The organism is Streptomyces sp. CCM_MD2014 (genome assembly GCF_000772045.1).
GTDB classification, from domain to species: Bacteria; Actinomycetota; Actinomycetes; order Streptomycetales; family Streptomycetaceae; genus Streptomyces; species Streptomyces salinarius.
Window position 1 is genome coordinate 4,754,424 of record NZ_CP009754.1, and the last position, 14,845, is coordinate 4,769,268.

Here is a 14,845-nt window from a genome sequence, read left to right on the forward strand (position 1 = left end):
TCATGGACACCTTCGCTCTGGTCGTGACCATCGGGGTCGCGCTCTTCTTCACGTACACCAACGGCTTCCACGATTCGGCCAACGCGATCGCCACCTCCGTGTCGACGCGTGCGCTGACGCCCCGTGCGGCGCTCGCCATGGCCGCGGTCATGAACCTGGCCGGTGCGTTCATGGGATCCGGGGTCGCCAAGACCGTCAGTGAAGGGGTGATCGAGACCCCCGAGGGTTCGAAGGGGATGGGGATCCTCTTCGCGGCGCTCGTGGGCGCCATCGTGTGGAACCTGATCACCTGGTACTTCGGACTGCCGTCCTCGTCCTCGCACGCGCTGTTCGGCGGCATGGTCGGCGCGGCGCTGGCCGGGAGTACGACCGTGTACTGGCACGGGGTGGTCGACAAGATCGTCGTCCCGATGTTCGTGTCACCGGTCGTCGGTCTGATCGCCGGCTACCTGGTGATGACCGTCATCATGTGGATCTTCCGGCGGACCAACCCGCACAAGGCGAAGCGCGGCTTCCGTATCGCGCAGACCGTGTCGGCGGCGGGCATGGCGCTGGGCCACGGTCTGCAGGACGCGCAGAAGACGATGGGCATCGTGGTGATGGCGCTGGTCATCGCCGACGTCGAGGACTACGGCGACCCGATCCCGGTGTGGGTGAAGCTCGCCTGCGCGCTGATGCTGTCCGCGGGCACGTACGCCGGTGGCTGGCGGATCATGCGGACGCTGGGACGGAAGATCATCGAGCTGGACCCGCCGCAGGGCTTCGCCGCGGAGACGACGGGCGCGTCGATCATGTTCGGGTCGGCGTTCATCTTCCACGCGCCGATCTCCACGACGCATGTGATCACCTCCGCGATCATGGGTGTCGGGGCCACGAAGCGGGTCAACGCCGTGCGGTGGGGGGTCGCGAAGAACATCATCATGGGGTGGTTCATCACGATGCCGGCGGCGGCGGTGGTGGCGGCCGTTTCGTTCTGGGTCGTGAACCTGGCGTTCCTCTAGCGAGGCGCCCCACGGCAGGTGAGAGGGCCCGCCCCCCGGTTTCGGGGGGGCGGGCCCTTGTGCTCCTCGCGGTGGCACCGCCATGCAGCACCGCGAGGGGATGGGGAGGGCGGATCAGCCGAAGCGGCCGGAGATGTAGTCCTCCGTGGCCTGGACCGACGGGTTGGAGAAGATGCGCTCCGTCTCGTCGATCTCGATCAGCTTGCCGGGCTGGCCGACCGCCGCCAGGTTGAAGAACGCCGTACGGTCCGAGACGCGCGCCGCCTGCTGCATGTTGTGCGTCACGATGACGATCGTGAAGCGCTCCTTCAGCTCGCCGATCAGGTCCTCGATCGCCAGGGTGGAGATCGGGTCCAGGGCGGAGCAGGGCTCGTCCATGAGCAGGACGTTCGGCTCGACCGCGATGGCCCGGGCGATGCACAGGCGCTGCTGCTGGCCGCCGGAGAGGCCGGAGCCCGGCTTGTTCAGGCGGTCCTTGACCTCGTTCCAGAGGTTGGCGCCGCGCAGGGACTTCTCGACGATCCCGTCCATCTCGGACTTCTTGTACTTGCCGTTCAGGCGCAGGCCCGCCGCCACGTTGTCGTAGACCGACATCGTCGGGAACGGGTTCGGGCGCTGGAAGACCATGCCGACCTCGCGGCGCACGGCCACCGGGTCGATGCCGGCGCCGTAGAGGTTCTCGTCGTCCAGCATGACCTTGCCGTCGACGCGGCCGCCCGGGGTGACCTCGTGCATGCGGTTGAGCGTGCGCAGGAAGGTGGACTTGCCGCAGCCGGAGGGGCCGATGAAGGCCGTCACGGAGCGGGGCTCGACGGTCATCGAGATGTCCTCGATGGCCAGGAAGGAGCCGTAGTAGGCGTTGAGGCCGCTGACATCTATGCGCTTGGCCATGGGTATCACTGCTTCTTTCGGTCCGAGTCGCTGACTGTTCGTGCGTCGGTCGCGTCAGCGACCCGTCTTCGGGGCCTTCCAGCGGGCGATGCCGCGGGCCGCGAGGTTGAGGATCATGATGAAGGCGATGAGCGTCAGGGCCGCCGCCCAGGCACGGTCGTAGGCCGAGTCGGAGCCCGCGCCGTACTGCAGGTAGATGTACATCGGCAGCGACTCCTGCGGGTCCTGGAAGGGGTTCGCGTTGATGAAGTCGGTGCCCCAGACCAGCAGCAGCACGGGGGCCGTCTCGCCGGTGATGCGGGCGACGGCCAGCATGACGCCGGTGACGATGCCGCCGACGGAGGTCGGCAGGACCACCTTGAGGATCGTGCGCCACTTCGGCACGCCCAGGGCGAGGGAGGCCTCGCGCAGCTCGTTCGGGACGAGCTTGAGCATCTCCTCGGTGGAGCGGACGACGACCGGGATCATCAGGATGCACAGGGCGAAGGAGCCGGCGACGCCGGACGGGCCCATGTCCAGGATCAGCACCCACAGGCTGAGCACGAACAGGCCCGCGACGATCGACGGGATGCCCGTCATGACGTCCACGAAGAAGGTGACGGCCTTGGCGAGCCGGCCGCGGCCGTACTCCACCAGGTAGATCGCCGTGAGCACGCCGATCGGCACGGAGAACAGGGTGGCGAGGCCGACCTGCTCCAGGGTGCCGAGGATGGCGTGGTAGATGCCGCCGCCGGGCTCGCTGTCGGCGACCACGCCCATCGAGTGGGTGAGGAAGTAGCCGTCGAGGACCTTCACGCCCTGCTTCACGGTCTCCCAGATCAGGGAGAGCAGCGGGATCAGCGCCATCAGGAAGGCGACCCACACCATGCTGGTCGCGACCCGGTCCTTGGCCTGCCGGCCGCCCTCGACGCGCGCCGAGATGCCGTACGAGCCGGCGACGAAGAGGACCGCGGCGATCAGGGCCCACTGGATGCTGCTGTTCAGCCCGGCGGCGGTGCTGATGCCGAGGCCGGCGACGACCGAGCCGGCCGCGACCGCCCAGGGGAACCACTTGGGCAGGGTGGCGGCGCGCAGGGAGCTGCGGTTCTCGGGGGCGGGGGTCAGGGTTGCGTGGCTCATGCGTTGGCCCCCGAGTACTCCTTGCGGCGGGCGATGATCATGCGGGCGCCGCCGTTGACCAGCAGGGTGATGACGAAGAGGACCAGACCGGAGGCGATCAGGGCGTCGCGGCCCATCTGGGTGGCCTCGTTGAACTTGCTCGCGATGTTCTGGGCGAAGGTGCCGCCGCCCGGGTCGAGCAGGCTCGGGGTGATGTCGAAGGTCGGGGAGAGCACCATCGCCACGGCCATCGTCTCGCCGAGCGCGCGCCCGAGGCCGAGCATCGAGGCGGAGATGACGCCGGAGCGGCCGAAGGGCAGCACCGACATGCGGATGACCTCCCAGCGCGTGGCGCCGAGGGCCAGGGCGGCCTCCTCGTGCATGCGCGGGACCTGCCGGAAGACCTCACGGCTGACGTTGGTGATGATCGGCAGGATCATGATCGCGAGCAGGATGCCCACGGTGAACAGCGAGCGCCCCGCGCCGCCGTTCCACTCGAAGATCCCGGTCCAGCCGAGGTACTGGTCCAGCCAGCCGTAGAGGCCGTCCAGGTTCGGCACCAGGACGAGGGCGCCCCACAGGCCGTAGACGATCGAGGGCACGGCGGCGAGCAGGTCGATCACGTAGCCGATCAGGCCGCCCAGCTTGCGCGGGGCGTAGTGCGTGATGAACAGCGCGATGCCGACCGAGACCGGGACGGCGATGGCCATGGCGATGATCGACGACACGATGGTGCCGTAGGCCAGGACCGCGATGCCGAACTCCGGCGGGGAGCCGGTCGGGTTCCATTCGAAGCTGGTGAAGAAGTTGGCCTCGTCCTCGCTGATGGCGAGCCAGGCGCGGTAGGAGAGGAAGGCCGCGATGGCGGCCATGATGACCAGCACGAGGATGCCGGACCCGCGGGAGAGCCCGACGAAGATCCGGTCGCCGGGGCGGGTGACGCCCCGGGCGGCGCCGCTGTCCGCGGGCGCGGTCGGCTGGGGCGTTGGGGAAGGGGCTGGCTTCTGGGTGTCCGTTGTCATGTCCATCGGGTTCTCCGGTCTGCGGAGCCGTCGTGGTCGGCGGCTCGGGCGGAGCCCCGGTCGACCGGGGGCTCCTGGCGGCGGTGCACCGGACGGTGCGGTCCGGTCCCCGGGCGGGGACGCTGTCGGTCCCGCGCGGGGACCGGACCGCACTCGGGTCAGCTCAGGCCCGAGATGGTCTCGCGGACCTTGGTGATGATCTCGGTGGGCATCGGGGCGTAGCCGGCGTCCGCCAGCAGGCCCTGGCCGTCCTCCGAGGCCATGTAGTTCAGGAAGGACTTGGTGGCGGGCAGGGTGTCCGCCTTGTTGCCCTTGTCGCAGGCGATCTCGTACGTCACCAGGACCAGCGGGTAGGCGCCGGCGGCGTCCGGCGTGTAGTCCAGCTCCAGGGCGAGGTCCTTGCCGGTGCCGACGATCTTGGCGGCGCCGATGGCGGCGGTCGCGTTCTCGACGGTGGCCTTGACCGGCTCGGCGGCCGCGGTCTTGACGTCGACGGTCTTGATGCCGTCCTTGGCGTAGGACAGCTCGAAGTACGAGATGGCGCCGGCCGTCTGCTTCACCTGGCCGGCCAGGCCGGAGGAGCCCTGCGCGGACTGGCCGCCCTTGGCCTGCCAGGACTTGCCGCCCTCGTAGGTCCAGTCGTCGGGCGCGGCGGCCTTCAGGTACTTGGTGAAGTTGTCCGTGGTGCCGGACTCGTCCGAGCGGTGGAAGGCCTGGATCTTCAGGTCGGGCAGCTTGGCGTCGGGGTTGAGCTTCTTGATCGCCTCGTCGTTCCAGTTGGTGATCTTGCTGTCGAAGATCTTCGCCATCGTCGGGGCGTCCAGCACGAGGTTCTCGACGCCCGGGACGTTGTAGCCGACCGCGATCGGGCCGCCGACCATCGGCAGGTCGATGGCCTGGCCGTCCGTGCAGACCTTCTTCGAAGCCTCGATCTCCTCGGGCTTCAGCGCCGAGTCCGAACCGGCGAACGCCGTCTGGCCCTGCGTGAAGGCGGTGATGCCCGCGCCGGAACCGGTCGGGTTGTAGTTGATCTGCACGCCCTTGCAGGCGGCGACGTACTGCTTCACCCAGGCGTCGATCGCGTTCTTCTGGGCGGAGGAGCCGGAGGCCTGGAGCTGGCCCTTGGCGTCGTCGCACTTGATGTTGCTGTTGGAGGCGGCCTGGCTGGCGTCGCCGCCGTTGCCGTTGCCGCCGGTGTCGTCGGAGCCGCACGCCGTGAGGGCCAGGGCGCCGGAGACGGCGAGAGCACCGAGAGCGAGGGCCCGCCGGTTCATGCGCTGAAGCTTCACTTGAGGGAGTTCCTTCCAGGAGCCGCCGTCCTGAATTCGGCGGCGTGCGAGGAGTGGTAAGGCCGAAATTAGGCAGATGAGATGAAGGCGCCGAAGGGCGTAAATGAACGCCGGGTGAACCCCTGAGGACGGTGCGGTGAGGTCACGGAACGCTTACGTCAAGGACACGGGCCGGTTCCGGGGCCGGTCCGGGGATTGGTTCACGGGGTGGTTCAGTGGCCGGTTCCGGGCGGGCGCGTCGCGAGGAGGGCGTCGACGAGGGTCCGGTCCCTGGGCTGGGTGAGGCGGGCGCGGGCGGCTTCCGGGGGCAGCCACAGGATGCGGTCGACCTCGTCGGACGGGACGAAGGCGCCGGTGCCGGCCGCCGCGGCCCAGTAGCGGACCTCTTTGGGGCGGCCGTTCGCGAAGTAGCGCACGGTGGGCAGCTCGACGCCCGGTACGGCGGCGTACCCCGTCTCCTCCGCGACCTCGCGCAGGGCGCCCGCGAGCGGGTCCTCACCCGGCTTCAGCTTGCCCTTCGGGTGCGACCAGTCGTCGTACTTCGGGCGGTGCACGAGGCACAGCTCCGGGCCGCAGGGGGCGGTCGGCGGCGCGGGGCGCCACAGGACGCAGCCCGCCGCGCGGACGGTGGTGTCGTCGGCTGCGGGGCTCACGGCGCGCTCACACCTCCCGTCGTGCGCTTCGTACGGCACTTCGTACGGCGGGTTCTACGGCAGCCTGATCGGTTCCTTGCGCCAGCTGTGCTGGAACGCGTACCTCGCTGCCTCCACCTCATGCCGCTGGTCGGCGTGGAGCACGCCGAGTGCGTACGCCGTCGCCGGGGCGATGCGCGGGGTGCGGGCGGCCTGGGCGGCGGCCGCGGCGGCCTCGGAGGCGTCGCGGTGGCGGTCCAGGGCCTCACCGGCCGCGAGGAGGCGTACGTCGACCACGTCCCCCGGGTCCCCGGCGTCCGCGGCATCCGCGCCGGCCAGGGCCTCCAGGGCGTAGCGGTGCAGGCGCAGCAGCAGGCGGACCTGGTGCCACGGGGCGTCCTGGGGGTGCGGGGCGGGGTCCGGCGAGAGTCCGTGGACCAGTGCCTGGGCGTTGTAGGGACTGCCCGCGGCCACCAGGGGCAGGGCGGTCACGGCGTCGGCGAGGCGCTCCTCGGCGGCGGCGGCCAGCGGGCGCAGGTCACAGGGCGTGGTCTCGGGGGCGGTCGCGCCGCGGTTCGGGCGGGCGGTGACGCGCAGCGGGACCTCGCTGGCCAGTAAGGCGACCTTGTCCGCCACGGCGTGGAAGCGGCTGCTGCCCAGCGCCTGGAGAGCGGTGGAGTGCGCCCGGGTACGGGCCAGGGTCAGCTGCCGGTCGAGCAGCGCGCCCGCCTTGGCCGCGCCCACGGTGAGGCTGCCGCGGTCCGGGGAGGCGGGACGGGCGGGGGCGGGTACGCCGGTCGGCACGGTGGCGGTGGTGGCGGTGGCAGTCCGGCCCACCGGGCGCGGGGCCGGGAACGCCGACGAGCCGGAGAGTCGGTGCAGGGCTTGGAGCAGCCGTTCCAGACGGGACGCGTACGCGTGCTCCAGGGCCAGCGTGCCGGACAGCCAGGCCAGCTCGGGGCGCATCTCCTCGGCCCAGCTCGCGTCCAGGAGCGGCTGGAAGGTGTGCAGGGTGCCGCTGATGCGGCGGGCCGCACGGCGCAGGGCACGGACCGCGTCCACGTCGTCGGCCGGCGGAGCCGTACGGCCCGGGCCGCCCGTGCCCGGGCCCGACGCTCCCGCTCCCGCCCCGGACTCGCGATGCCGGCGCAGGGCGCGCAGGAACTCCGTGGCCTGGGCGCGCAGGTAGTCCGCGAGGGCGTTGGCGTCCGCGCCCGTACCGGCTCCGGTGCGGGCGCCGCCCGAGGTCGTACCGGTTCCGGCGTGCGGGTTGCCCGAGGTCGTGTCGGTCCCGGCGTGGGCGCCTGCGTCGCCCGTACGGGCCCCGGCATGTGTGCTGCCTGTGCCGGCTCCGGCGTGTGGGTTGCCCGAGGTCGTGGACGCCCCGGTGTGGGCGCCTGCGCCGCCCGTACCCGCCCCGACACGTGTGCTGCCTGTACCGGCTCCGGCGTGCGCGCTGCCCGGCGTCGTGTCCGCCCCCGCGTGTGCGCTGACTGAGCCCGTACGGGTCCCGGTCTGCGTGCTGTCCGAGCCCGTCTCCGGCACGGCGGGTGAGTCGTCCGGGTCCAGACCGGCCCGGGCGTCCGGGGCCGCGTCCCGGTCGGGGCCCGTTTCCCTGTGTGTGCCCGCCGTACGGGGCGGTCCGGCGGTCGCCGTGGGGTTCGTCGGGTGATCCGTCGGGTGATCCGTCGGGTCAAGGTGTCGCTGTGCCACGCCGGCGCCTCCGGGCGTCTATGAGCATCTCCTGGATGTTGCGCAGGGGCTGGCCGTCCGCGTCGGTCGAATGCCGGGTCCACTCGCCTTCCGGGCCGAGGTGCCAGGAGGCGGTGGTGTCGGACATGCCGTTCTCGAGGAGCCGGTTCAGGGCCGCCCGGTGGGCCGGGTCGGTGACCCGGACCAGGGCCTCTATCCGGCGGTCGAGGTTGCGGTGCATCATGTCGGCGCTGCCGAGCCACACCTCGGGCTCGCCGCCGTTGCCGAAGGCGAAGACCCGCGAGTGCTCCAGGAAGCGGCCGAGGACCGAGCGGACCCGGATGTTCTCCGAGAGGCCCGGCACCCCGGGGCGCAGCGCGCAGATGCCGCGCACCCACACGTCGACCGGCACACCGGCCTGGGACGCGCGGTAGCAGGCGTCGACCACGGCCTCGTCGACCATCGAGTTGACCTTGATGCGGACGTAGGCGGGACGCCCCGCGCGGTGGTGCTGGATCTCCTTGTGGATGCGGGAGACCAGGCCGTCGCGCAGCGATTTGGGCGCGACGAGCAGGCGGCGGTAGGTCTCGCGCCGGGAGTAGCCGGAGAGGCGGTTGAACAGGTCGGAGAGGTCCGCGCCGACCTGCGGGTCCGAGGTGAGCAGGCCCAGGTCCTCGTAGAGGCGGGCCGTCTTCGGGTGGTAGTTGCCGGTGCCGACGTGGCTGTACCGGCGCAGCGTCTCGCCCTCCTGCCGTACCACCAGGGAGAGCTTGCAGTGGGTCTTCAGGCCCACCAGGCCGTAGACGACGTGGCAGCCGGACTCCTCCAGCTTGCGGGCCCACTTGATGTTGGCGGACTCGTCGAAGCGGGCCTTGATCTCCACCAGGACGAGGACCTGCTTGCCGGACTCGGCCGCCTCGATGAGCGCGTCGACTATGGGGGAGTCGCCGGAGGTCCGGTACAGCGTCTGCTTGATCGCGAGGACGTCCGGGTCGGTGGCGGCCTGCTCCAGGAAGGCCTGCACGGAGGTGGAGAAGGAGTCGTACGGGTGGTGGAGCAGGACGTCCTTGGTGCGCAGGGCGGCGAAGATGTCCGGCGCGGACGCGGACTCGACCTCGGCGAGGTCGCGGTGGGTGCCGGCGACGAACTTCGGGTACTTCAGCTCGGGCCGGTCCAGGCTGTGGATGCGGAAGAGGCCGGTGAGGTCCAGCGGGCCGGGCAGCGGATAGACCTCCGCCTCGCCGATCTTCAGCTCGCGGACGAGGAGGTCGAGCACCTCGCGGTCGACCGACTCCTCGACCTCCAGGCGGACGGGCGGGCCCAGGCGCCGCCGCATCAGCTCCTTCTCCAGGGCCTGGAGCAGGTTCTCCGCGTCGTCCTCCTCCACCTCCAGGTCCTCGTTGCGGGTGAGGCGGAAGGTGTGGTGCTCCAGCACCTCCATGCCCGGGAACAGCTCCTCCAGGTGGGCCGCGATCACGTCCTCGACGGGGACGTAGCGGCCCGGGGAGGCCTCCAGGAAGCGGGAGAGCAGCGGCGGGACCTTGACGCGGGCGAAGTGGCGGTGGCCCGTGACGGGGTTGCGGACGACGACCGCGAGGTTGAGGGAGAGGCCCGAGATGTACGGGAAGGGGTGCGCCGGGTCCACCGCGAGGGGGGTGAGGACCGGGAAGATGCGGTGCCGGAAGAGGGTGAACAGGCGGGCCTGCTCCTTCTCGGCCAGCTCGTTCCAGCGGACCAGGTGGATGCCCTCGTCGGCGAGGGCCGGGGCGACGTCCTCGTGGAAGCAGGCGGCGTGCCGGGCCATCAGCTCGCGCGAGCGGGCCCAGATCATGTCGAGGACCTCGCGGGGCTGGAGGCCGGAGGCGGAGCGGGTGGCGACGCCGGTCGCGATGCGGCGCTTGAGGCCGGCGACGCGGACCATGAAGAACTCGTCCAGGTTGCTGGCGAAGATCGCGAGGAAGTTGGCCCGCTCCAGCAGCGGCGTGCTCGGGTCCTCGGCCAGTTCGAGCACACGTTCGTTGAACGCGAGCCAGCTGCGCTCGCGGTCCAGGAAACGGCCCTGCGGGAGCCGGGCGCCGCCGTCCTGGGACTCCTCCGACTCCTCGTACGCGTCGAGGTCGGCGTCGATGTCCGGCTCCAGGCCGGAGACCGTGGCGGCCACGGTGTCCGGGCGGTGCGCCGCGATGGAGCCCACGGACGGCTGCGGGTGCTGCGCCTGCTGCGGGTGCGGCGTGTGCTGCGTGGGCTGGACCTCTGCCTGGGTGTTCGGCTGCCTCATGAACCCATTCTTCCGCGCCGCGCGCCGGTCAGGCGCGTCGGAAGGCACGGAAGGCCCGGAGGACCTGAAGGGCCCGGAAGGCTGCGGCTCGGTCGGCTTCATTCGGTGAGCCTCGCAAGGCTGTCTGAATCAATGGTTACGGGGACATGACGTGCGGGATAGCTACGGGCCTCCGGTACCCGCCCCGATACTCGCTTCGACACGCGGCTCGACACCTGCCTCGACAGCCGCCTCGACACGGGCTCCGATACGCGCCTCCGATCGGGCCTCCGCGGCATCCGGCGAACTCCCCTGAGATCGTGTGAACCGATCGGGCGGGCCCGTGCGATGAGGAGATGTGAGCGAAACGAGAAGCGACGGGGAGCTGCTGCGGGCCGTCGCGGCGGATGCCGACCGGCGCGCCTTCGAGGAGCTGTACCGCCGGTACGCGCCCTGGCTGACCGCCCGGATGCGCGGCCGCTGCGCCGACCCCGCCGTGGTCGACGACGTGGTGCAGGAGACCTTCCTCGCGGTGTGGCGCGGCAGCGCCCGCTATCGGGAGGACGGGGACGTGGCCGGGTGGCTGTGGCGGATCGGTTCGCGGCGGCTGATCGACGTGCTGCGCGGCGACGGCGCGCGCGGGCGGCTGCGGCAGGCGCTGGCCCGCCTGCGGCACCGGGACGAGGTCTCGGCGGAGGAGCGCGTCCTCGCCGGGGTCGAGCACGGGGACCTCGCCGGCGCGCTCATAAGGCTCTCGCCGGAGCTGCGCGCGGTGCTCCAGGCCACCGTCGTCGACGGGCTGACCACCCGTGAGGCGGCCGTCCTGCTCGGCATCCCGCCGGGCACGGTCAAGACGCGGGCGATGCGGGCCCGCCGGCAGCTGCGGGAGGCGCTGGCATGACGATCGAGGACAGCCGACGCGGAGACGCCTGGCATGTGGACGAGGACGACCTGCGGGCCTATGCCCGGGGTGAGTTGGCGGCGCCCGCGCTCTGGTCCGCCGACGCCCACCTGACCGCCTGCGCCACCTGCCGGGGCACCCTCGCCGCGGTGAGCGACACCGCGGCGCTGGACGCCGGCTGGGAACGGCTTGACGCCGAGCTGGACGCCCCCCGGCCGGGCCGGTTCGAGCGACTGCTCGTGCGGTGCGGCGTGGGCGACGGCACGGCGCGGCTGCTCGCGGCCACCCCCGTCCTGCGCCGGTCCTGGTTCGGCGCGCTCGCCGCCGTGCTGCTCGTGACCTTCCTCGTGGCCGTCGCGGCCGGCGCCGCCGACCGGCCCACACTGTTCCTGGCCTGCGCCCCGCTGCTGCCGCTGGTCTCGGTGGCGCTCGCCTACGGGCCCGCGCTCGACCCGACGCACGAGATGGCCGTCGTCTCGCCGATGCACGGCTTCCGGCTGCTGATGATCCGCGCGGTCGCCGTGCTCGTCGTGGCGCTCGGGGTGGGCGGCCTGGCCAGCCTCGCGCTGCCCGGGTTCGGGCCGGCCGCCCTGGCCTGGCTGCTGCCCGGGCTCGCCCTCGCCACGACCGGGCTCGCGCTGGCCCCCCGGCTGGGGCCGGTGACCGCGCCCTCCGTGCTCGTGGTCGCCTGGGCCCTCGTGCTGCTGGCCGCCGACGCGGCGCGCGGGGGCGGGGAGGGCACGCTCGCGCCGTTCACCGCGGCCGGGCAGGGCGTCTCCGGGCTCGTGGCGGCGCTGGGCGCCGGGCTGCTCTTCCTGTTCCGCGACCGGTTCGACGTCTTCGCGCGCGGCCCCGCGTGAGCTTCGCCGACCCCTCCTTCTTCTTCCTGATTCCCTTCACGTACGGGAGTGCCGTATGACCCCCACCGTCTCCGCCTCCGGGCTGAGCCTGCACTACGGGCGCACCCGCGCCCTCGACGACGTGTCGCTGCGGCTCACCCCGGGCGTCACCGGTCTGCTCGGGCCCAATGGCGCGGGGAAGACCACGCTGCTGCGCGTGCTCGCCACTGCCGTCCCCGCCGACCGGGGTGCCTTCACCGTGCTCGGGCACGACCCCGGGACCTCGCGCGGCCGCCAGGAGGTGCGGCGGCGGCTCGGGTATCTGCCGCAGACGCCCGGTTTCCACCCGGACTTCACCGCCTTCGAGTTCGTCGACTACGTGGCGATCCTCAAGGAACTGGCGGACCGTCGGGAACGGCACCGCGAGGTCCGGCGGGTCCTGGAGGAGGTCGACCTCGGGGACGTGCGCGGACGCCGGATCAAGAAGCTGTCCGGCGGCATGCGGCAGCGGGTCGCGCTGGCCGCCGCGCTGGTGGGCGACCCGGGGTTCCTGGTGCTCGACGAGCCGACCGTCGGTCTCGACCCCGAGCAGCGGATGCGGTTCAGGGAGCTGATCGCCGAGGCGGGGGAGGGGCGGACCGTGCTCCTGTCCACCCACCAGACCGAGGACGTGGCGATGCTCTGCCACCGGGTGATCGTCATGGCGGCCGGCGCGGTGCGCTTCGACGGGACCCCGGCCGAGCTGACCGCGCGGGCCGCCGGAAGGGTGTGGAGCAGCACGGAGAAGGACCCCGGCGCCAAGGCCGGGTGGCGCACCGGCACCGGCTCCTTCCGGAACGTGGGCGACCCGCCCCCGGGAGCCGAGCCCGCCGCCCCCACCCTGGAGGACGGCTACCTGCTCGTCCTGGACGACGCCGGCACGGAGGTGGCCGCGTGAGCGCCGTAGCGGTGGAGGAGTCCGCGCCCGTGCAGACACCGCTCCACGACCGCGGAGCGCGGGCCGTGCTCGCCCTCGCCCGGTTCGAGGCCCGCAGGCTGCTGCTGAGCATCCCCGTCGTCATCGCCTTCGTGGCCTACGTCGCCTGGATCGTCTGGCGTACGCGGGACTCCTGGGACGGCAACCCCGTCCTCCAGGACGCCGACCGCGCCACCCAGTCCATGCCGATGCTCGTCGGCCTCGCCGTTCTGCTGTGCGCCGCCCGCGCGGTGGTGCGCTCCGAACGGCACGGCACCGAGCCCCACTTCGCGACGCTGGTCCTGCAGCCCTGGCGCCGTACGGCCGCCCACGCGCTGTCCGTCGTACCGGCCGCCCTGCTCACCGCCGTCTGCGTGGCGGGGCAGTTCGGCTGGGAGGCGCTCAAGCCGGGTGCGGTCGGACACGGTTCGCCGGCCGAGCTGGCCGTGGGGCCGCTGACGGTGCTGGCGTTCGGGACGCTCGGGGTGCTGCTCGGCCGCCTGACGATGTCGGCCTTCGCCGCACCCCTGCTGGTGGTCGTGCTGCTGTTCGTGTTCGTCCTCGGGACCGGGCCGAGCGAGGCGAGCGGGCTGTCCTGGCTGGCACCGGCCGTACCCGTGATCGGCCCCGACTCCCTGCCCTCCGACCTGCTGGGACGCCCCGCCGCCTGGCACGCCCTGTACCTGGCGGGCGCGGCCCTGTGCATCGCCTTCCTCGCCATGGCCGTCGCCGGCGGGCGCGGCGCGTTCGTCCGGGCCGGCCTCGCCCTGAGCCTCGCCGCCGCGGTGACCGGCGGGGTGCTCCAGGCCCGGGGTGTGACGCCGTCGCCGGAGCTGACCGCGGCCCGCGAGCACGCCTCGACGGACCCCGACCTCACCTGCGCCGAGCACGGCGGTTCGACGTACTGCGCCCTCCCCGAGTGGGCGCCCCGCACCGGCGCCTGGGCCGAGGTCGTGGACCGGGTCCAGGCCGTGGCCGGCGGCTCCGCGCACGACCGGCCACTCGTCGTACGGCAGCGGATCGACGCCCGCTACGGGCCGGGCACCGACGCCTCGATCCCCGCGTCGACCGAACCGCACCGGGTCACCGTGGGCACCGCCTGGGGCGGCAACCGGGTCCCCGAGTTCTCCAGCGCGGTCGCCGCCGTCCTCGTCGCGGGCACGGAGGCGGCCGGCAGCGAGCTGTGCGACGGGCGGATGGTCACCGTCATGTGGCTCTCCCTGAGCTGGCAGGACGACCCGATGGACGCCCTGCGCCGGGTCCGCCTCGACGACAGCGTGACGGGCTCCGCGATCGTCCTGTCGCCCACCGACCCGCTGTCCATGACCGAGGGCCAGACGGACGTCGTACGCCGTCTGCTGGAGAACCCGCCCGCCGGGACCGGGGCCCGGGTCAAGAAGCACTGGGCCGAACTGACCGCACCGGGTGTCACGACCGCCCGCGTCGCCGAACTCCTCGGCGTGCCCGGCCCGAAGAAGGCGGACTCGTGCGAGGACTGACGGCGTCCCGGGGATCGCTGACGGTGGACCTGGTCGGCCCACTGTGGCGCACGCTCCCCTGGCGGGCCCTGGCCGCGGCGGGCGCCCTCGGCCTGCTGGTCGCCGCCACCCCGGCCGCGACCGGCGCCGAACCGGCCCCCTGGCAGACGTTGTTACTGCTGCGGGGCGCCGCCCTGACCGGCGCGCTTGGCCTGGCCTTCCTGCTGGACGACCCGGCCCGCCACCTCACCGCGCCCGTGCCGACGCCGAGGCTCGTCCGGCAGGCGCTGCGGGTGGCCCTGGTCGCGCCGCTCGCCGCGCTGTGGTGGACGGCCGTACTGCTCCTGACCCCCTCGGCGTCCCGGCCCCCGGCCGGCGGGGTCACCCTGGAGGCGGTGACGGTGGGCGCCTTCGCCCTCGCCGCCGCGGCCCTGGCCGTACGGCTGACGGACGAGGCCCGTCCGGGTCCGTTCGTCGCGGCTGCCCTGCTGCTCATAGCCGTCATCGCGCCGCTGCTCGCTCCGGAGGACTGGGCGCTGTTCGTCCAGGCCGAGGACCCGCGCTGGTCGGCCGGGCACGAGCGGTGGGCGGTGCTGGCGGCGGCGGTGGGCGCAGTGGGGGCGGGGTGCGGGACGGAGCCGTTGCGACGCAGACGCGGTCGGCGACAGCCCCTCGTACGGCCCGACGGTCGGTGACCGCTCCCCATACGGCCGGACGGCCGGTGACCGCTCCCCATACGGCCGGACGGCCGGTGACCGCTTCCGGTACGGCCGGACGGTCGGTGACCGCT

Annotated in this window: 13 protein-coding genes; 6 read left to right on the forward strand and 7 right to left on the reverse strand. The window is 72.7% G+C overall.

Features of this window, described 5'->3' with window-relative positions; all coding sequences use genetic code 11:
• The first annotated feature begins 2 nt into the window (after positions 1-2).
• The gene (gene pitH / locus NI25_RS21160; RefSeq protein ID WP_061443951.1) at positions 3-1,001 is read left to right on the forward strand and encodes a low-affinity phosphate transporter PitH; all 999 of its coding nucleotides are present in this window, start codon (positions 3-5) and stop codon (positions 999-1,001) included.
• A gap of 114 nt (positions 1,002-1,115) precedes the next feature.
• On the opposite strand, the gene pstB is transcribed toward pitH, so the two are convergent.
• The 7 genes from pstB to NI25_RS21195 all read right to left on the reverse strand — a co-directional run bounded on the left by pstB (position 1,116) and on the right by NI25_RS21195 (position 9,903).
• Entirely contained in the window at positions 1,116-1,892 is a 777-nt protein-coding gene (gene pstB / locus NI25_RS21165) for a phosphate ABC transporter ATP-binding protein PstB (RefSeq protein WP_007451062.1), read from the reverse strand.
• A 54-nt stretch (positions 1,893-1,946) separates the two neighbouring features.
• The gene (pstA, locus tag NI25_RS21170) at positions 1,947-3,011 is read right to left on the reverse strand and encodes a phosphate ABC transporter permease PstA (RefSeq protein WP_061443952.1); all 1,065 of its coding nucleotides are present in this window, start codon (positions 3,009-3,011) and stop codon (positions 1,947-1,949) included.
• Positions 3,008-4,018: a phosphate ABC transporter permease subunit PstC gene (gene pstC / locus NI25_RS21175; protein ID WP_061443953.1), complete on the reverse strand. Its 1,011-nt coding sequence runs from the start codon at positions 4,016-4,018 to the stop codon at positions 3,008-3,010. The genes pstA and pstC overlap by 4 nt, the downstream gene beginning before the upstream one ends.
• Positions 4,019-4,170: 152 nt before the next feature.
• Positions 4,171-5,301: a phosphate ABC transporter substrate-binding protein PstS gene (gene pstS, locus NI25_RS21180; RefSeq protein ID WP_199560985.1), complete on the reverse strand. Its 1,131-nt coding sequence runs from the start codon at positions 5,299-5,301 to the stop codon at positions 4,171-4,173.
• Between the two features lie 212 nt (positions 5,302-5,513).
• Positions 5,514-5,954 carry an NUDIX hydrolase gene (locus NI25_RS21185; RefSeq protein WP_061447011.1) on the reverse strand — a complete coding sequence of 147 codons (441 nt, stop codon included), beginning with the start codon at positions 5,952-5,954 and terminating at the stop codon, positions 5,514-5,516.
• A gap of 54 nt (positions 5,955-6,008) precedes the next feature.
• A complete protein-coding gene (locus NI25_RS21190) occupies positions 6,009-7,118 on the reverse strand; it encodes a CHAD domain-containing protein (RefSeq protein ID WP_061447012.1) in 1,110 nt (369 codons plus the stop codon).
• A gap of 508 nt (positions 7,119-7,626) precedes the next feature.
• Positions 7,627-9,903, reverse strand: a complete 2,277-nt coding sequence (locus tag NI25_RS21195; RefSeq protein ID WP_061443954.1) for an RNA degradosome polyphosphate kinase — start codon at positions 9,901-9,903, stop codon at positions 7,627-7,629.
• A gap of 337 nt (positions 9,904-10,240) precedes the next feature.
• Here NI25_RS21195 and NI25_RS21200 point away from each other — a divergent pair, with 337 nt between their 5' ends.
• The 5 genes from NI25_RS21200 to NI25_RS21220 are packed head-to-tail and all read left to right on the forward strand — an operon-like array spanning position 10,241 to position 14,750.
• Entirely contained in the window at positions 10,241-10,783 is a 543-nt protein-coding gene (locus NI25_RS21200; RefSeq protein WP_061443955.1) for an RNA polymerase sigma factor, read from the forward strand.
• Positions 10,780-11,643: a hypothetical protein gene (locus NI25_RS21205; protein ID WP_061443956.1), complete on the forward strand. Its 864-nt coding sequence runs from the start codon at positions 10,780-10,782 to the stop codon at positions 11,641-11,643. Before NI25_RS21200 ends, NI25_RS21205 begins: the two co-directional genes overlap by 4 nt.
• 55 nt (positions 11,644-11,698) lie before the next feature.
• Entirely contained in the window at positions 11,699-12,559 is an 861-nt protein-coding gene (locus NI25_RS21210; protein WP_061443957.1) for an ABC transporter ATP-binding protein, read from the forward strand.
• Complete coding sequence (locus NI25_RS21215) at positions 12,556-14,076, forward strand: hypothetical protein (protein WP_061443958.1); 1,521 nt, start codon at positions 12,556-12,558, stop codon at positions 14,074-14,076. Before NI25_RS21210 ends, NI25_RS21215 begins: the two co-directional genes overlap by 4 nt.
• Positions 14,064-14,750: a hypothetical protein gene (locus NI25_RS21220; RefSeq protein WP_061443959.1), complete on the forward strand. Its 687-nt coding sequence runs from the start codon at positions 14,064-14,066 to the stop codon at positions 14,748-14,750. Before NI25_RS21215 ends, NI25_RS21220 begins: the two co-directional genes overlap by 13 nt.
• Positions 14,751-14,845 lie beyond the last annotated feature (95 nt).